This window comes from Arthrobacter sp. Hor0625 (assembly GCF_052567525.1).
This window is the reverse complement of record NZ_CP199586.1, coordinates 1,730,317-1,747,408: the sequence shown is the minus strand read 5'-3', so window position 1 is coordinate 1,747,408 and position 17,092 is coordinate 1,730,317. Positions and strand designations below refer to the sequence as shown.

Below are 17,092 nucleotides of genomic sequence, written 5' to 3'. Positions count from 1 at the left end.
GCGAAAGGCGGGACCTCAATGGGACGGGGTGCCGGGCATCGGGCCGGGATCGTTCCCGGACCGCGTCGAGATGACAGCTCGCGGCAGTGTTGTGCCGAAACATTGCCGCGAAGTGTCATCTCGCGGAGGCGTCTCAGCTGGCGTCGAGGCAGAGCACAAAGTGGTCGAATGCGTGCCGTCCCGGGCGTCCGTCGACGGCGTCGATGGCCCGGCGCAGCTCGCCGAGGTGCTCCGGCGCCAACTGCAGCGGCGGCTCGTCCGGCTGGTACGTGGTGTAGATCGGATAGTCGACGCCGGGCTTCCGTGTCATCTCGATGTGGCAGCCGAAGATGTGCCGCACCGGATACCGCGCGCAGAACCCGATCAGCCGGTCGATGGTCCGCACAAACGCGGGCCAATCGTTTATGTAGAGGCGGCCGGGATAGACCGTGTCGCCGGTGAACAGAAGGCCGGTATAAGGGTCGTAGAACGTGACCCGTCATCGTGGTGGCCGGGGCTGGGCCAGCACTGCAGCACCCTGCCGCCCAGGTCCACACGCGCCTGCCGGGCGTCGCCGTCGCCGTCATCCTCCCCGCCGGGACCGCCGTCGTCGGCAAATCCGAAGAACTCCCACGAGCTGCGGCGCCCGGCGTCCACCACCTCGGTGTCCGGCCGGCCCTCGAACTGCGCATCGCCGGCGACATGGTCCCCGTGCGGATGCGTGTGCAGCACCAGCAGCCCGTAGCTCGTCCGCGGATGGGCGGCCAGCCAGGCCTCGATCAGCCCGTCGACGACCCTGCGCAGCGGGAAGAACTCCGCCGAGGACGTGGCGCCGGTGTCGAGCAGCACGGCCCGGCTGTTGCCGAACAGCAGGAACATGAACGGCGCCTCGTAATTTACCGTCATGTTCTGCCGCAGGATGAAGGTGTGCTCGTCGTAGGCGTGGACCTGGATATCCGGGTCCGTGTTGTGTTTCGCGGACTCCGAGCCGTGGATCCACGCCACATCGAGATTTCCGGCGCGCGGAACGCCGGTGGTGAAGTCGAGCGCGGCGCCGTTCATCCCTAGAGCCCCGGGAGGACCTGGTCGCGGACCTGCTTGCGGAGGATCTTGCCGAGCATGGACCGGGGCAGGTCGCCGGTTTCGACGATCCGTTTGGGTACCTTGTAGCCGGCCAGGTGCTCCCGGCAGTGCGTGCGCAGCGCCTCTTCGTCGAGGACCGTGCCGGGTTCGAGTTCGACGGCGGCGACCACCATTTCGCCGCCGCGTTCCAGCGGCTTGCCGACGACGGCGGCGTCACGGACGTCCGGGTGCAGGCGCAGCACGGCCTCGACCTCGGTGGGCGAGACGTTGAAGCCGCCGGTGATGATCAGTTCCTTGGCCCGGTCCACGACGGTGGTGAAGCCGTCCTCGTCAACGGTTACGACGTCGCCGGTGTGCAGCCAGCCGTCCGGGGTGAGGGTTTTCGCGGTTTCCTCGGGGTTGTTCCAGTAGCCCTGGAAGACCTGCGGGCCCTTGATCAGGAGTTCACCGGGCTGGCCCTGCGGGACCTCCACGGACGGGTCATCGACGTCGACGACCTTCATCAGCGTGGATGGGAACGGCACGCCGATGGTGCCGGTGCGGCGGGTGGGGTGGAACGGGTTGCCCAGGGCGACCGGGGAGGATTCGGTCATGCCGTAGCCCTCCACGAGCAGGCCGCCGGAGACCGATTCCCAGAGTTCCACCACGTGGCCGGGCAGGTTCATGGCGCCGGAGATGCAGTATTTGCAGGACCGCAGCGAGACGCCCTTCTCCTTTGCGGCCATGGCGGTGCGCTCGTAGATCGGCGGGACGGCGCAGTAGACGGTGGCGGGCGACTTCTTCATGGCGGCCAGCACCAGGTCCGGGTCGAACTTGGGAAAGAGGACCAGCAGGCCCTGCTTCCGGATGCCGTAGGTCAGGTAGAGCGTCATGCCGAAGGCATGGAACATCGGCAGGATCGCGTAGAAGATTTCCTTGCGGTACTCCGCGCCGGCCATCCAGGCCTCGCCCTGGAGGGCGTTGGCGTAGAGGTTGAAGTGCGTGAGCATGGCGCCCTTGGGCCGGCCGGTGGTGCCCGAGGTGTACTGGATCGCGGCCAGGTCCTCCACCGAGGGGCGGGGGTGGGCGGGATCGATTCGGCCGTGCCCCAGCAGCTCCTTCCAGGGCACGGTCCCGGGGGCGGGCGCGCTGAGGGAGGCCCGGGTGTCCCGCAGCTTTTTCACCGGCAGCTTCAGGGCCAGCCGCTTGGTGGCCGGGAAGGCCTCGAGCAGGTTGACGGAGACCACGTGGTCGATTTCGACGTCGGCCGGGAACTCCCGCACGGCCGCGGCGGCCTTGTCCCAGGCGATCACGATCCGGGCCTGGTGGTCCTCGAACTGGTGGCGCAGTTCGCGGGAGGTGTACAGGGGGTTGTGTTCGACGACGACGGCACCGAGGCGCAGGACCGCGTAGAACGCGACGACGTGCTGGGGGCAGTTCGGCAGGATCAGGGCCACCCGGTCGCCGGCCCGGACGCCGAGCCGGCGCAGGCCCTCGGCGGCCCGGTCCACCTGCTCGCCGAGGTCGGCGTAGCTGGTCCGGCGGCCGAAGAATTCCAGGGCGGGGGCGCTTCCGGCCTCGGCGACGGACCGCTCCAGCATGGCGACCAGCGACTCAGTTGGCAGCTCGATCTCGGCCGGGACCCCCGGCTGGTAGTTCTTTACCCAAGGCTGCTGGTCTGTGTGCTCCATGCCCACATCATTTCGCGAACTCGGGCGCAGGGGCGAATCCCGACGCTCCCTCACCTTTGGCGCCACTTTCCCGGACGCTCCCTCAGATGTGGCGGCGACTCCCCCAACGCTCCCTCACATGTGGCAGCGAATCCCCCAACCCTCCCTCACACCTGGCTGCCAAACCACCAGCGCTCCCTCACTCTGATCTGAGGGAGCGTCCACCCAACGCGCACCAAACCTGCGGGAGCGTCCGGGGTAGCCGCCGCTAGAGGGCGGACCAGCCGCCGTCGGAGGCGAGGATGGCGCCGTTGACGTTGGTGCCGTCGTCGCTGAGCAGGAACGTAATCGAGGCGGCCAGCTGCGCCGCGCTGGCAGGGGCCGGGATGTTGGCCCCCATCAGCGGACCGAGGCGTTCGGCCGCCAGCTGCGAACCCCAGTCGGCCACGATGTTGGTGATCGTGGCTCCCGGCGCCACGGCGTTGAAGCGCAGCCCCTTCGGCCCGTACATCACCGTGGAGTTCTTGGTCAGGCCGACGACGGCGTGCTTGGACGCCGTGTACGCGGCGCCGGCGGCGGACCCGCGGATGCCGGCTTCGGACGTCACGTTGACCACCGACCCGGTACCGGCCTCCAGCATCAACGGGACCACGGCCCGGGTCAGCCGCATCAGCGCGGTGACGTTGATCCGGAACACCCGTTCCCAGATCGCGTCGTCGACCTCGTGGACCGGCGCGAAGTTGTCCATGATGCCGGCGACGTTGGCGAGCGCGTCCACCCGGCCGTCGGCGGCGGCAACGACGGCGGCGACGGTCTCCTCGGTGGAGATATCCCCGGACACCGGCACCAAGTCCAGGTCCGGGTGCGCGGCGACCAGGTCATCCAGGCGCTCCTTGCTGATGTCCGCCGCGACCACGCGGCCGCCTTCCTTGGCCACGCGCAGCGCGGTGGCCAGGCCGATGCCGGAGCCGGCGCCGGTGACGATGACGGTCCTGCCGGCGAAACGCCCGGGGGTGATGGTTTCCTGCCATGAAGCTTCGTTGCCCATGTTGTCCTTCCAGTGGTGGTCGGTCCTGACAGCGACAGCCTAACCGGGGCAGTGCCGCCCGGATAGGCCCGCGGCACCCGCATCCGGCGTCGCGGTTTGACGGGATGCCCGCGGGCTGTTCACAGTTGTTCAGTGCTCCTGAATATCGACCCCGCCGCCCCGGGTCCCCTTACCCCCGGCATCCGTCCGCGACGGCGGCAGGTCGGGGCCCTTTTCGGCTTCCTGGCCGCGTCTTGGCTTGTCTCCCTGCTCGGCTCACTGCCCATCCGGATGAACAGCACCTGGTACGCGGCCGCGGTCAAGGCACCGTGGACTCCCCCGGGGTGGATGTTCAGCGCGGCGTGGCTGGTGTTGTACGCCTCCATGGCGGTGGCGGCCTGGCTGGTGTGGCGGCAGCAGCTCTTCCCGCGGCGCGACGCGCTGAGGGTTTACGTCAGCCTGCTGGTGCTCAATCTGGCGTGGCCGATGATGTTCTTTGGCCTGTATCCGGCGATGGGGTCGGCCGCCCTCTGGCTGGCGCTGGCGGCGATCGCCGCGCACGCGGTCCTCGCCGTCTTTGCCGTGCTGCACTTCGGGCCGATCAACACCGCCGCCGGCGTCCTGATGCTCCCGTATGTGTCGTGGGTACTGTTTTCGACCAGCCTGAACCTGTATGCGGCGCTGAACAACTAGGCGGCAAACGGCCCGAAACCGGGGGGATAACGACGGCGGGGTTTCCCCGCCGTCGTTTATCCCCGGACCCCTGCGCGCCGTCGGCCCGAAACCGGAGATCCTCAGGCGTTGGCGTGTTCGGCGAGGATCGCGTCGACCTGGCCCAGCGCCCCCTTCATGCCTTCCTCCATGCCCATGGCCACGACCTTCTCCATCTGCTCCTCCGATTCGAAGGTGGAGAGTACCGTCATCCGGGTCCGGGCGCCGGCCGGTTCCAGTGTCACCAGGCCGTGGATGGTGCCCAGGTCGGGCACCGGCTCTCCGTTCTCATCCGCGAACCCGTCGTCAAACTCCAGGCGGTGCGGGGAGTCGATGGCAACGAACCGCCACCAGCCGCGGGCCTTCTCCCCGTCCGGGCCGGTCATGTAGTAGCTGGCTTCACCGCCCGGGACGAAGTCGTGCTTTTCGAAGGTGGCCGGCCAGGTGGGCGGGCCCCACCAGCGCTCGAGCTGGCGCGGGTCCTCCCAGATCTGCCAGACGCGTTCGACGCCGGCGTCGAACTCGGTGACGATGCTGAGGCTGAGTGCCTCGAGATTCTTGACCGAACTGATGACTGTCATGACGAACCCTTTCCATCTTCTGCCCTGCTGGTTTCTGATTTGCCGGTTCCTGCCGTGCCGGTTTCCGCGTTGTCGGCCCGCTGGCCCGTGTCCGGTTCGGCCAGCAGGTCCGCGATCCGCCCGGCCCGCTCCCGCCAGATGGCCTCGTACTCGTCGAGCAGCCTGCGGGCCCGGCGCAATCCGTCGTGGTCGGCCCGCACGATCTGCTCCCTTCCGCGCTTGTCCTTGGTCACCAGGGAGGCGCGTTCCAACACCGCCACATGCTTCTGGACGGCCGCGAAACTCATGGCGTAGAGGGCGGCAAGCCCGGACACCGAGTACTCCCCTGCGGTCACCCGCCGCATGATGTCCCGGCGGGTGCTGTCGGCGAGCGCCTGGAACAGGCGGTCGGTCGCTTCCTCATCCAAATAATCTACAACCATTTGGTTGTAGATTATGCCGCTGCCACCGGGCTGTCAATGGGTGACAGCGGCTCACCCGCAGAGGCATCTCGCTTCCGAACACCCTAGATACCGGTGACTGTCGGAGCCCTGCGTCAGATTGTCAGCACAATCATTCTTGTTCAGGGGGACGTATGGAATTTTCAGAAAAGCTCTCGGCACTGGCCGCGAAGGTGCGGCAGCAGCGCGAGGTTATTCAGACCGAAGAGGCGACCAAAAACGCATTCGTTATGCCGTTCATCTCCACCATTCTCGGCTACGACGTCTTCAACCCAATGGAAGTCGTACCGGAGTTCATCGCGGACGTTGGTCTCAAGAAGGGCGAAAAGATCGACTATGCCATCGTCAAGGACGGCGAAGTGCAGATCTTGATTGAATGCAAGAAGTCGACCGAACCAGTGAAGATTGAGCACGCGTCCCAACTGTTCCGATATTTCGCGGTCACCAACGCCAGGATCGCAATCTTGACTAATGGCGAGGTCTACCAATTCTTCACTGACCTGGATGCTCCCAACCGGATGGATGCGAAACCATTCCTGGTGCTCGATCTCAACGACATCGATGAGACGCTGATCCCGGAGTTGCAGAAGCTCTCTAAGGACGTCTTCGATCTCGACTCGATCATCAACGCTGCCGGCGAACTCAAGTACATCGGTGAGCTCAAGCGGACGCTGGCTGCTCAGTTCAAGGAGCCGGAGGACGAATGGGTCAAGTTCCTGACCGGCCGCGTGTACCAAGGCGCTTACACACAGAAGGTCCGCGAACAGTTCACGGCCCTGGTCGGGAAGGCGTCGAAGCAATTTCTCAACGACCAGGTAAATGAGCGTCTGAAAAAGGCTCTCGGCGCACCCAACTTCCCGCAGAACGACGATATGGCTGCGGCTGCCACGGTCACTAGCGCCCCAGTCGCCGAGGCGGATCTTGAGACCGCGGACGGTATCGAGACGACGCTCGAAGAAATTGAGGGCTACCAGATCGTCCGCGCCATTGTCTGCAGCGAGGTCAAGCCTGCCCGCTTTTCCCAGCGCGACGCTAAGTCGTATTTTGCCGTCCTGCTTGATGACAACAACCGCAAGCCGATCGCGCGGCTTCACTTCAATCGGACTCAGAAATACATCGGTTTGTTCGGCAGCGACAAAGAGGAGACCCGCGTGCCGATCAACTCTCTGGAAGAGATCTATGAACACACCGAAGCGCTTCGCGCGAGTGTCCGGAGCTATCTGTAAGGCCGAGCGACCGTGACGGAAGCTCGGCACTGAACGGACAGATAGTCAGGCCCCTCACCCCAAAAACGTGCGGTGGATGTCGCTGCCGTAGCGGCGGATGATGTCCCGTTTGGCGTTCCGGAAGGCGTCGAGGTCGCCGGCGCGGCCGCGCTGGGCGGTGCGGCGGCGGGCGAGCTCGTCCGCGATCACGTCCAGGAAGAGCTCCGCCAGCAGCAGCCGGGCGGAATCCCGGAACCGCCCCCGCCCGTCGACGTACAGCTGGACCGTGGGCGCGGCCGTGTTGATGATGACCTTGCGCTCCGCGGGGTCGTAGACCGCACGGTCGGCGCTGTTGTGCAGGTTGCGGAAGTCGTAGCCGGTGAAGAGATCGACGCCGTGGTCCCGGCTGGGCCGGGGCGCCCCCGTTCGCCCGTTCCGCCCGCCGGAACCAGGCGCCGCGCCCGCCGGCGGTGCCGGGCGCGCTTCCGGGGCGGCACCGCCGTCGGACGCGGGATGCGGCGGCTGGTCCGCGGCGTGCTGCGAGGCGTGCTCGGCGATGACGAGCTCGCAGAGCGCCCAGTAGTCGCCGACCCGGACGGTGAGCTCGCCCCGGTCACCGGCCTGCTCCCCCGTCGCGGTCCATTCCAGCCGCCGCGTCCCGGCGAGCGCGGCGACGGGTACCGGGACAGGCGCCGGGGTGATCGCCAGCGAACCGGGCAGGTCCGCCTCAAAGGTAAGCGTTCCGCCGTCGGGCAGCCGGGCCGGATCGAGCAGCAGCGACACCTGGAACGGGCGCCCCGGGGGACGGTAGTAGAACGGAGTGGTGAAGCGCAGCGCTGCCGGTTCCCCGCGCGGGGCGCCGGGCTCCGGCGCGGTCTCAAGCCCCAGGTCGACGACGGCCGCCTCATTCATGCGCTGCAGCAGCCGCTCGATCATCTCCGCGGTGCGCCCGGAGGTGGTGGCCCGCTCCAGGAGCGTGAGCTTTTCCTTCTCTGCCTGCACGGCCGCGGCGATCGTCCCGCTGACGGCCCGGGAGAACGCGGCCACGAAGGGGTCGCGGGGATTGAGCCCCTCGCGTTCGTCGCTGATGACCGCGCGGCCTCGGCCCAGCATCTCGGTCAGCGCGTCACACGTCACGGTGCCGAAGAGGTACTCGGTGCCGACCTGGTTTTCGAATTCGAACAGCTGGCAGTCCAGGGCGGCTTTCCCGGAGAGGACCACCAGGCCGTTGGTGCGTTCGTCGCCGCGGAGCGTCAGGTCCCCGGCGGTGGCCCGCTTCAGTGTGAGGGTGAACGGATACGCCCGGCCCTCGAAGCTGACGCTGCCGGGCTGGTCCGGGCCGAGCAGCGTGTCCGCCGCGGGCTCCCGGAACCGGACCGGGCCACCGCCGGTTCCCGGCTGCCCGTGCTCGAGTTCCACCTGCCGCCGGTCCAGCACGGCGCGCAGGTAGAAGTTGTCCGACAGCGACTGCAGCAAGGTGCCGTACTGGGTGATCCGGACCCGGGGATTGTCGACGACGACGGTTACGGCAGTCCCGGCGGCCCCGGGTGTTTCCTCGATTCCGAGCCGGGCGTAGTCGGCGGGGAAGGCGCGGCGGTCCTCCCCGCCGTCGTCGTAGAGGTAGCCGCCGTTGGCGCTGCGGAAGACGTCGATGCGGGTGAAGCGGCCGTCGCGGATGGTTTCGATCCAGCCGTGGCCCAGCCCGAAGATGGCCTGCTTGAGCCCGCGGCCGAAGTAGCCGCGGCCGTCCCCGACGCCGCGCGCCAGCGGGCTGTGCGCCCCGCCGTAGCTGAGGATCCGGCCGGCCTGTTCGAAGGTCATGCCCTCGGCCTGGTCGCTGACCCTCAGCACCGCTCCGGCAAGGTGGCGTTCGTAGCGGACCCGGATCCGCCCGGACACGGGTACACCGGCGGCTTCCAGCCGGGCGTAGCTGTCGTCGCTGTTGGTGATCAGCTCCACCAGGGCCTTTTCCACCGATGCGAAGCGCCGCGAGTCAATACCGATCACGCGCTGGTCCACCCGGATTTCAGCAACCGTCATGCTGCTTCCCCCGCCGCTCTTGGCACGCACCGGCGGCGCGCGCCCCGTTTACCGGGACAGTAGCAGTCCGGGCGGCGGCAGCCTAGGGAGTGGGGGCCGCCGGCTCCTGGTCGGCCATCCCCGGGGCTCCGGGGGCATCAATAAGGCCCTTCAGCCATTCGACCGCATCCGTCCGGGAGGTGAAGAATTCGTGCGGGTACTGGGTGTCCCGGCTGGTGGCAGCGGCCACCACGCGGTCCACGGCGCTGGATCCGAGCACGGCGATGGCGCTGACGTCGGAGGACTTGGCGAATTCGTAGCGGGCCGCGGCGCTGATCTCGACGTCGGCCATGACTGAGAGCATCGGCATCCGCCGGCCCTGGCAGATCCGCTCTGTCGCTTTCATGGCGTCGCGGGCGTCGTCGACGTCGACGAAGGATCCGGGCGTCCACACCGATTCAATGATGCCGCCGCTGATGCACAGGATGTTCTTCCCGCCGGCTGCGTGAATGGTTTCTGGCATCATCTGGCCAATTCTAGGCACGGCACGCCCCGGAGCGGGGAGAACACGACCGGGAAGGAAACTTGTGTACCTCCGCGCGGGTCCGTGCGTTGCTTCGCAGCCGGCCACGGCCCACCGGATGCAGGCCCGGCGGCCTGATTTGACTCGCAAAAAGCCCATCAATATGCTATTTGGACGCCCCGAGGCCAACCCCCAATGGTCTCGGGGCGCTTCAGCACCCGGAAGCCTCCGGACCCCACCCCGCCGGCCACGCCGAAAAAGCAGCAGCGCCTAGCGGCCCAGCGACAGTTCCTCGATTACGGCGGCAACGCGTGCCCGCTGCTGTGCGTCCAGCCCCCGGATCGGCAGCGGCAGGCTGGACTGCTGGACCAGTCCCAGCTGCTCGGCCACGGCGGCGACCACCCGCAGGCTGCCGCCGAACTCGGTATACAGCCGCCAGAGCGGCGCCAGCCGCTCCGACTCCGCCAGCGCATCGGCCGCCCGGCCGTCCCGGACCGCTGCCACGATCCGCAGCGCCACCTCGGGAAGGGTGCCGCCAATGACCGAGTACCAAGCATCGCAGCCGGCGGCCAGCCCTGCGGCGGCCATGGCGTCCCCGGAGACGCCGATGGTTACGTGCGCGGGGATGGCCGCCCGGATCTCGCCCACCCGGGCCCGGGCCTGGTCGGCGTCGGCCGGGACGCCCGGGATCTTGACGGAGGCAACGCCGGGCAGGGCGGCTATCCGGCCGTACAGCTCCGGCGTGAACGTAAACCGCGTGGTGCCCGGGTTGTCGTAGACGATGACCGGCAGCGAGGAGTAGGCCGAGACGGTGCGGAACAGCTCGACCACGTCGTCGTCGGTGAGCGGCTGGTAGGTCATGGGCGCGAGCAGGAGACCGGACGCGCCGGCTTCCTCCGCCTGTTCGGCGTTCGCCAGAACGTGTGAGGTCCGCAGCGCCCCGATGCCGATGAAGACCGGCGTCCCGGCGGCGTGTTCGACGGCGAGGCGGGCGGCGCGGGCCCGCTCCGCGGTACTGAGGTAGGCGTAGGACCCGGTGGATCCGAGGGCAGTGATGGAATCCACCCCGGCGGCGGCCAGTCGTTGGATCAGGCCTGCGAAGGCGGCCTCGTCCAGGGCGTCGTCGGCGAGCGGGGTGAGCGGGAATGCGCTCAGGCCGGTGAACATTGTTCGAGCTCCTCGTGGGGTCGGGGGCGGCGGCCGCCACGCTGGGCGGCGGCACCGGCAAGGATAACCAGCAGGATGCCGGCAACCTGGATCGCGGAGGGCTGCTGGCGGAGCACCAGCAGGCCTAGCAGGACGCCGAAGCCGGGCTCAAGGGCCATCAGGGTGCCGAACGCCGTCGGCGTCATCCGGCGCAGCGCCAGCATCTCCAGGGCAAACGGCAGCACGGGCAGCAGCACCGCGAGGCCGGCCGCGGCCGCCAGGATTCCGGGCGAGAGGTGCCCCGCAGCCTGGGGTATGCCGACGGCCGCGGCTGTCACCGCCGCCACCGGGACGGTGAGGGAGAGGGTACCGATGCCGGTGAAGCGGTCCCCGATCCGCTGGGTGAGCACAATATAGGTTCCCCAGGCGACGGCGGCGAGCACGGCGAAGCCCGTCCCGACCGGATCGAAGCCGACGCTCCAGGGCTGGGTCAGCAGGACGACCCCGGCGAAGGCCACGGCCGGCCAGATGAGGGCCCGCCGGCTGTGGCTGCGGACGCCGGCGACGGTCAGGGGGCCCAGGAACTCGATGGCGACGGCGGTCCCGAGCGGGATATGTTCGATGGCGGCCAGGAACGCGATCGACATGAGCCCGGTCGCGACGCCGAGCGCCAGCAGCGTCGGCACGTCCCGCCGACGGACCGAACGCAGCGGAGGCCGGACCACCGCCAGCAGGATCAGGGCGCCCAGGCTGAGCCGCAGCCACGCGGTGCCGGCGGGGCCGACGGCGGAGATCAGGTCCAGCGACAGGGCGGATCCCAGCTGGACCGAGAGCATCGCCGCGACAGCCAGCCCCCAGGGCGGGACTGGGACGGCGGCGCTGCCTGGGCTACGCATCCGCTGCCTCCTTCCGGCGGCCCGAGCCCACGCCCGGTTCGAAGACGGCCAGGGAGAACCTGGCCGGTTCGCTGCAGTGGTTGGCGTAGGAGTGGGCCGCGTCGCCGGCGAAGGCTACGGCGTCGCCTTCGCGCAGGAGCACGGTCTGGCCCGCGGCCACGACGGTGACCTCGCCGGTCTGGACCTGCAGGAGCTCCTGGGTACCTGGGGCGTGGGGCTCGCTGCTGTGCTGCTCTCCCGGCTCCAGGGTCCAGTCCCCGAGCTCCACCACGTCCGGCGGCTCGGTGCCGGCCACCAGCACTCCGCGGCCACCGGACCCGCCGGTCCACAGGGCTGCCCCTTCGCCGGCCCGGGTCACCTTCAGCGGCCTGGGCTGGGGCGACTCGACCAGGGCCGGCAGCCCTACGCCCAGGGCGTCGCTGATCCGGAGCAGGGTCCCGACACTGGGGTTGGTGGTGCCCTGCTCAACATTGATCACCATCCGGCGGCTGACGGCGGCAGCGGCCGCGAGCTGGTCGAGGGTCCAGGCCCGTGCCAGTCGCTCTTGCCTGACCCGGGCGCCGATTGCGGTCGCCAGGTTCGCTGCGTTGTCGTCCATGAGTGCATCATAATGCACTTCCGGTGCACTAAGACACTACACGCCTGCTGTGATGAGTCTCACCTGCAATATTCGCCATCTGGCTTGAGCCGCCGCGCGCCGGGTGTGCATCATGAAAAGGCAGGCCGGGACAGCGCCCCGGCCGGCGACGCCCGAAGCTGGGACCGGTGCAAACCGCCGGGACTCCACCGAAGGGCACCATCCTGGTGGACGCAATGAGGCCAAACCGGTGAGCTCGCAGAGCTACCCACGGCCGCAGGCGTTCCTGGTTTGGCCACGGCGGCTCCGCATCGGTGCGGCAGCCGGACATCCGGATTCAGAAATGGAAGCACTAAACAATGACGTTTGAAACTGCCAGCCACACTGTCACCCACAAGCTCGTGGACCGCGCCACGATGCACCACGAACTGGACGCCCTGGTCCACGACCTCTCGGTCCGGCACAACACCGCGAAGTCCAACATCGCGGTCCACGCCAGCGGCCCGAACACCTTCACCCTGAGCCTGAACGGCGCGGCCAACCTGGATACGGCCTCCGCCTAAATCTTTCAGGCCGCACAGAAACGCCACCCAGGCAATGCCAGGGTGGCGTTTCTGTTATCCGGAATCCTCGATCCCGTCAGACCGACAGTGGGACGTCCTCCGCGGCGGCGTCACGCGCGGCGTGCTCCTGCCGCGCCGGGCGCATCGCCGCAACGGCGCCGCCCGCCACAAGAACCACGACACCAACGCCCATGTAAAGCATGGAGGCCGTCCAGTGCGCGTCCAGCAAGGCGCCGGTGATGAGCGGAGCGACGATGGCACCGACGCGGCCGATTCCGATCGCCCAGCCGACGCCGGTGCTCCGGACGGATGCGCCGTACAGGACGGGAGTGATGGTGTACATGCCGGCGATGCAGCCGTTGATCAGCATGCCGACGACACCGCCCGCGACGAAGGCCAGGGCGAGGATGCCCGCGGTGGAAATGAACATCACCATGGTGGCGGCGGAGAGAACGGCGAACGCGATCATCACCCTGCGACTGTCCCAGCGGATGGTGAGCAGGCCGTAGAGGAGGGAACCGAAGGTGCCACCGAGGGTGAGCATGAGGCCACCGATGATGCCCTGGCTCTCGGTCATGCCAGCCGTGACGAGCAGCCGCGGCGTCCAGCTGTTCACGAAGTAGAACCCGAACATGGTGGCGAAGAAGGCCAGCCAGACGAGCCAGGTGGAGCGGCGGTTGCCGGCGGTAAAGAGTTCGGAGAGCTTGTTCCTGCGCTGCGCCACCGGGGCGGGTGCGGGGAGCTCTGTCACCTCGGGCTGGCCGATTTTGCCGGCGATCTTGTTGAGGCGCTCGAGGACGTTGCGCGGACGACGGCTGGTCAGGAAGTCCACCGACTCCGGCAACAGGACGGCCAGCAGGACCAGGACGACGCCGGTGCAGATGCCGCCGAACACGAAGACCGAGCGCCAGCCGAAGTTTGCTTGGAGAGACACCGCGGCGGCACCGCCCAGCGTCGCGCCGATGCCGTAGCCGGCCGTGTAGATGCTGATGGCCAGCCCGCGCCAGCGCTTGGATGAGTACTCGCTGGCAATAACGTTGGTGCAGGCCAGGATGCCGCCGATGCCCAGGCCCGTCACGACGCGCCAGATACCCAGCTCTACCGCCGAATGGGCCAGGGAAGCGAGCAGCATCCCGGCGGTCGCGAGGCCCACCGAGACCAGGACCATGGGCCGCCGGCCGATGACATCGGCGAAGGGCGCCAGGCCCAGCGAGCCGATGGCCATGCCGACCAGGCCGGCGCTCAACAAGACCCCCAGCTCTGCCCCGCTGAGGCCGAACTCGCGGGTCACACTGTTGGCCGTGAAGGCCATGGCCAAGACATCGAAGCCGTCGAGGGCGTTAAGGATGATGCACAGTCCAACGATCAACCATTGGTACAAGGACATGCGGGACGCGTCGATGCGTTCTTGCAGTTGCATGAGACTACTTTCTGGAGGCCGCGGACAGTCCGGGCGGGTACAAAATTGCGTGCAGAGCGGCGGGTGCGTGCGCCGTTCGGGGCCAGAAGCCCGTTTCTCGGGGGCTCGTCGTCGAGCGCCCGGCAGCCGGACAACTATCTATACTGATAGCTAGATGTGGCGTGAGACACAGCCTAACTATGAACATAGTTAGTTGACAAGAGATTTTGATGAAGCCAGGCCCTCATGTTGCGATGCGACGGACGGGACCCGGGAAAGGACCGGTAGCAAATGAGCCTGCGCTACGCCCTGCTTGCCCTGCTGACATCGCAGCCCCTGACCGGCTACGACGTCTTCAAGCAGTTCGAACAATCCGTCGGCTACGTCTGGCACGCTCCGGACTCGCAGATCTACCCCGAACTCCGCCGAATGGAAAAAGACGGGCTGCTGCGCGGAGTCGAGGAGGCCTGGGGGAAGAAGGGCAAGAAGAAGCGCTACCACATCACCCCGGAGGGCGTTGAGGCGTTTCGGGCCTGGATCAACACCACCCTTGACTACACCCGCGAGCGCGATCCGATCCACCTCAAGGCGGCCTACCTGGAGTGGGCCGACCCGGAGGCCGCGCGCGCGCAAATGCAGGCCCATATCGCACACCACTCCTCGCGGGCGCAGCAATGGCAGGAGATGATTTCCGCGCTGCAGGACCGGAGTAATCCGATTTTGGCAGCCCGCCTGGAGGCGGCCCCAGAAGCAGAGAGAGCCAAGATCGCGGGCTACAAGATTTTCACCTACGAGGGCATGATCGAGCGCGCCAACGCCGAGATTCAGTGGGCCCGGCGCGGCTTGGAGCTGATCGACAAACTGGAATCCTGACCGGCGCAAGGCCCGGAAGCCGCGGGGCTTCCGGGCCTTTTCCGTGCCCCGCCACGGCCGCCGTCGGCGTTTCACCCTTGTCACTATCTATGAACATAGTTATGCTGTGACGCAGACCACTACCTATGTAGATAGATATAACGAAGGAATGACATGACCGCGCTGATGCAGTCCGTTAGTTCGACCACCAATAAGGTGCTCGGATACCCGCTGGATGCCTGGTACGTGGCCGCCTGGGACCACGAGGTGACCCGGAAGCCGATGTCTCGGCGGATCGCGGACCGCCCGCTTGCCCTGTACCGCACGGAGGACGGGAAGGCCGTGGCACTGGCGGACGCATGCTGGCACCGGCTGGCACCGCTCTCCATGGGCAAGACTCTCGCCAAAGACGAGATCCAGTGCCCGTATCACGGCATCGTTTACAACTCCGCCGGCCGCTGCGTCTCCATGCCGGCGCAGGAAACCATCAATCCGAGCGCCACAGTGCCGTCATTCCCGGTGATCGAACGGTACCGGTACGTCTGGGTCTGGCTGGGCGATCCGACCCGGGCGGACCCCACCCTGGTCCCGGACATGCACCAGATGAGCTCGGAGGAATGGGCTGGCGACGGCGAGACCATTTTCGCCCCGTGCAACTTCCAACTGGTGCTGGACAACCTGATGGACCTTACCCACGAGGAGTTCGTCCACTCTTCCTCCATTGGGCAGGACGAACTGAGCGAGTCCGATTTCAAGGTGACCCAGGAGGGCAACACCGTCACTGTGTCCCGTTGGATGCTCGACATCGACGCGCCTCCGTTCTGGCTCAAGAACATGCGCGACAAATTCCCGGGCTTCGAAGGCAAAGTGGACCGCTGGCAGATCATCACCTTCCAGTCGCCGTCGACCATCAACATTGACGTCGGCGTCGCGAAAGCCGGAACCGGAGCGCCTGAGGGTGACCGCAGCCAGGGTGTCAACGGCTTCGTCATGAACACCATCTCCCCCGAAACGGCCAAGACCTGCCACTACTTCTGGGCCTTCATGCGCAACTACCGGCTGGACAGCCAGCTGATCACCACCCAACTGCGCGACGGCGTTCACGGCGTCTTCGGCGAGGACGAGGCCATGCTCAAGGCCCAGCAGGAGGCGATCGATGCCAACCCGGACTACGAGTTCTACAACCTCAACATCGACGCCGGCGGCATGTGGGTCCGGAGGCTGATCGAGCGCCAGCTCGCCGCAGAAGGCCGGCTCATCCCCACGGCCTGACCGAGCCCAGACCCACCCAGCCCAGCCCAGCGAGAAGTTAGAAGAAAGTCATGGCAGCAACCAACATAGAAGTCTGGCAGACCGGAACCGTCGTCGAGGCGGAGTCCGTCACCGCGGAAACCCGGCGGCTGGTCCTATCCCAATCCCTGCCGAAGAAGGCGGAGCCCGGGTCGCACATCGACGTCATGGTCACGATCAACGGGGAACGCCATAAGCGCTCTTACTCAGTGGTGGATTCCAGCGAGGACGGCGTGCGCGTGGCCATCAGCGTCTTCCGGGCGCCGCAGTCCCGTGGCGGTTCGGTTTTCATGCAGGGGTTGGAGGTCGGGGATCAGGTGGAGATCACCCAGCCTCTCCAGAATTTCCCGCTCCGGGTGGGCGCTCCGCGCTACGTGCTCCTGGCCGGGGGCATCGGGATCACCGCACTGGTCAACATGGCCCGGGTGCTGCGGAACATCAAGGCGGACTACACCCTTGTCTATGCCGGCCGCAGCCGTGCGGCCATGGCCTACCTGACCCAGCTGGAAGCGCTCCACGGCGACTCACTCCGGGTGCACGTGGATGACGAGGGCACTGCACTCAAAGTCGATGAGTTGTTGGCCGGGGTGGATCCGGAGACCGAGCTCTACATGTGCGGACCCATCCGGCTGATGGACGCGGTGAAGCGCGGCTGGGACACCCGCGGGCTGAGCATCCCGAACCTGAGGTATGAGACCTTCGGAAACAGCGGTTGGTTCGACCCGGAAGAATTCGTCGTCCGCGTTCCGCGGCTGGGTGTGGAGACGACCGTCGGCCCCGGTGAGTCCATGCTGGAAGCCCTCGAGGGCGCGGGCGTCGACATGATGTTCGATTGCCGCAAGGGCGAATGCGGACTCTGCGAGGTGCGGCTGCTGGGACTGCAGGGTGCCGTGGACCACCGTGATGTGTTCTACAGCGAGCGCCAGCAGCACTCTGCCGCGAAGATGTGCTGCTGCGTCTCACGGGCCGTCAGTTCAGAAACCGGCGCGCGGGGGGACGCTTCAGGGCAACGCGCCGTCGTCACGATCGACGTCTGAACGCCGCGGCCTGTCTGGTTCCGGCCTCCGCCTGAGACCTTCCAAGCAAAGACCGCAAACAACTACGACGACGGCGGGGGCTCCCGCCGTCGTCGTCGCGTCTGCACTTCTCGAA

At 67.3% G+C, this 17,092-nt stretch carries 17 protein-coding genes and 1 pseudogene; 6 read left to right on the top strand and 12 right to left on the bottom strand.

Going from position 1 to position 17,092, the window contains the following annotated elements; genetic code table 11:
* Nucleotides 1–133: 133 nt before the first annotated feature.
* The 4 genes from ACTWLI_RS08000 to ACTWLI_RS07985 form a co-directional block, all read right to left on the bottom strand.
* The gene (locus ACTWLI_RS08000) at nucleotides 134–385 is read right to left on the bottom strand and encodes a hypothetical protein (protein WP_445153397.1); all 252 of its coding nucleotides are present in this window, start codon (nucleotides 383–385) and stop codon (nucleotides 134–136) included.
* A gap of 17 nt (nucleotides 386–402) precedes the next feature.
* Nucleotides 403–1,041 carry a hypothetical protein gene (locus tag ACTWLI_RS07995; protein WP_445153396.1) on the bottom strand — a complete coding sequence of 213 codons (639 nt, stop codon included), beginning with the start codon at nucleotides 1,039–1,041 and terminating at the stop codon, nucleotides 403–405.
* Nucleotides 1,042–1,043: 2 nt separating this feature from the next.
* Nucleotides 1,044–2,732, bottom strand: a complete 1,689-nt coding sequence (locus ACTWLI_RS07990) for a long-chain-fatty-acid--CoA ligase (protein ID WP_445153395.1) — start codon at nucleotides 2,730–2,732, stop codon at nucleotides 1,044–1,046.
* Nucleotides 2,733–2,979: 247 nt separating this feature from the next.
* Complete coding sequence (locus tag ACTWLI_RS07985) at nucleotides 2,980–3,759, bottom strand: SDR family NAD(P)-dependent oxidoreductase (protein ID WP_445153394.1); 780 nt, start codon at nucleotides 3,757–3,759, stop codon at nucleotides 2,980–2,982.
* A gap of 132 nt (nucleotides 3,760–3,891) precedes the next feature.
* On the opposite strand from ACTWLI_RS07985, the gene ACTWLI_RS07980 reads away from it, so the two are divergent.
* Nucleotides 3,892–4,431, top strand: coding sequence for a TspO/MBR family protein (locus ACTWLI_RS07980; protein ID WP_445153393.1), 540 nt, complete (start codon nucleotides 3,892–3,894; stop codon nucleotides 4,429–4,431).
* A 101-nt stretch (nucleotides 4,432–4,532) separates the two neighbouring features.
* Here ACTWLI_RS07980 and ACTWLI_RS07975 read toward each other — a convergent pair whose 3' ends face one another.
* Complete coding sequence (locus tag ACTWLI_RS07975; RefSeq protein WP_445153392.1) at nucleotides 4,533–5,030, bottom strand: SRPBCC family protein; 498 nt, start codon at nucleotides 5,028–5,030, stop codon at nucleotides 4,533–4,535.
* Between the two features lie 95 nt (nucleotides 5,031–5,125).
* Nucleotides 5,126–5,452: pseudogene (locus ACTWLI_RS07970) on the bottom strand (ArsR/SmtB family transcription factor); the annotation flags it as partial.
* 152 nt (nucleotides 5,453–5,604) lie between these two features.
* On the opposite strand from ACTWLI_RS07970, the gene ACTWLI_RS07965 reads away from it, so the two are divergent.
* The gene (locus ACTWLI_RS07965; RefSeq protein WP_445153391.1) at nucleotides 5,605–6,696 is read left to right on the top strand and encodes a type I restriction endonuclease; all 1,092 of its coding nucleotides are present in this window, start codon (nucleotides 5,605–5,607) and stop codon (nucleotides 6,694–6,696) included.
* A 54-nt stretch (nucleotides 6,697–6,750) separates the two neighbouring features.
* On the opposite strand, the gene ACTWLI_RS07960 is transcribed toward ACTWLI_RS07965, so the two are convergent.
* The 5 genes from ACTWLI_RS07960 to ACTWLI_RS07940 all read right to left on the bottom strand — a co-directional run bounded on the left by ACTWLI_RS07960 (nucleotide 6,751) and on the right by ACTWLI_RS07940 (nucleotide 11,857).
* On the bottom strand, nucleotides 6,751–8,715 hold the full coding sequence (locus tag ACTWLI_RS07960) for an ATP-binding protein (RefSeq protein WP_445153390.1): 1,965 nt from the start codon (nucleotides 8,713–8,715) through the stop codon (nucleotides 6,751–6,753).
* Between the two features lie 82 nt (nucleotides 8,716–8,797).
* Nucleotides 8,798–9,220 (bottom strand): DUF7793 family protein, encoded by a 423-nt coding sequence (locus tag ACTWLI_RS07955; RefSeq protein ID WP_445153389.1) that lies wholly within the window; start codon nucleotides 9,218–9,220, stop codon nucleotides 8,798–8,800.
* A 267-nt stretch (nucleotides 9,221–9,487) separates the two neighbouring features.
* Nucleotides 9,488–10,384, bottom strand: a complete 897-nt coding sequence (locus tag ACTWLI_RS07950) for a dihydrodipicolinate synthase family protein (protein WP_445153388.1) — start codon at nucleotides 10,382–10,384, stop codon at nucleotides 9,488–9,490.
* The gene (locus ACTWLI_RS07945) at nucleotides 10,369–11,259 is read right to left on the bottom strand and encodes an EamA family transporter (protein ID WP_445153387.1); all 891 of its coding nucleotides are present in this window, start codon (nucleotides 11,257–11,259) and stop codon (nucleotides 10,369–10,371) included. The genes ACTWLI_RS07950 and ACTWLI_RS07945 overlap by 16 nt, the downstream gene beginning before the upstream one ends.
* The gene (locus tag ACTWLI_RS07940) at nucleotides 11,252–11,857 is read right to left on the bottom strand and encodes a helix-turn-helix domain-containing protein (protein WP_445153386.1); all 606 of its coding nucleotides are present in this window, start codon (nucleotides 11,855–11,857) and stop codon (nucleotides 11,252–11,254) included. Before ACTWLI_RS07940 ends, ACTWLI_RS07945 begins: the two co-directional genes overlap by 8 nt.
* A 338-nt stretch (nucleotides 11,858–12,195) precedes the next feature.
* Between ACTWLI_RS07940 and ACTWLI_RS07935 the strand changes: the two genes are divergently transcribed.
* A complete protein-coding gene (locus ACTWLI_RS07935) occupies nucleotides 12,196–12,399 on the top strand; it encodes a hypothetical protein (RefSeq protein ID WP_445153385.1) in 204 nt (67 codons plus the stop codon).
* Nucleotides 12,400–12,475: 76 nt separating this feature from the next.
* Here the strand turns inward: ACTWLI_RS07935 and ACTWLI_RS07930 are convergent, their stop codons facing one another.
* On the bottom strand, nucleotides 12,476–13,819 hold the full coding sequence (locus tag ACTWLI_RS07930) for an MFS transporter (RefSeq protein WP_445153384.1): 1,344 nt from the start codon (nucleotides 13,817–13,819) through the stop codon (nucleotides 12,476–12,478).
* Between the two features lie 270 nt (nucleotides 13,820–14,089).
* Here ACTWLI_RS07930 and ACTWLI_RS07925 point away from each other — a divergent pair, with 270 nt between their 5' ends.
* The 3 genes from ACTWLI_RS07925 (at nucleotide 14,090) to ACTWLI_RS07915 (ending at nucleotide 16,977) form a co-directional block, all read left to right on the top strand.
* Nucleotides 14,090–14,671: a helix-turn-helix transcriptional regulator gene (locus ACTWLI_RS07925; RefSeq protein WP_445153383.1), complete on the top strand. Its 582-nt coding sequence runs from the start codon at nucleotides 14,090–14,092 to the stop codon at nucleotides 14,669–14,671.
* A 153-nt stretch (nucleotides 14,672–14,824) separates the two neighbouring features.
* Nucleotides 14,825–15,922: an aromatic ring-hydroxylating dioxygenase subunit alpha gene (locus ACTWLI_RS07920; protein ID WP_445153382.1), complete on the top strand. Its 1,098-nt coding sequence runs from the start codon at nucleotides 14,825–14,827 to the stop codon at nucleotides 15,920–15,922.
* Between the two features lie 50 nt (nucleotides 15,923–15,972).
* Nucleotides 15,973–16,977, top strand: a complete 1,005-nt coding sequence (locus ACTWLI_RS07915; protein ID WP_445153381.1) for a PDR/VanB family oxidoreductase — start codon at nucleotides 15,973–15,975, stop codon at nucleotides 16,975–16,977.
* The last annotated feature ends 115 nt before the right edge of the window (nucleotides 16,978–17,092 follow it).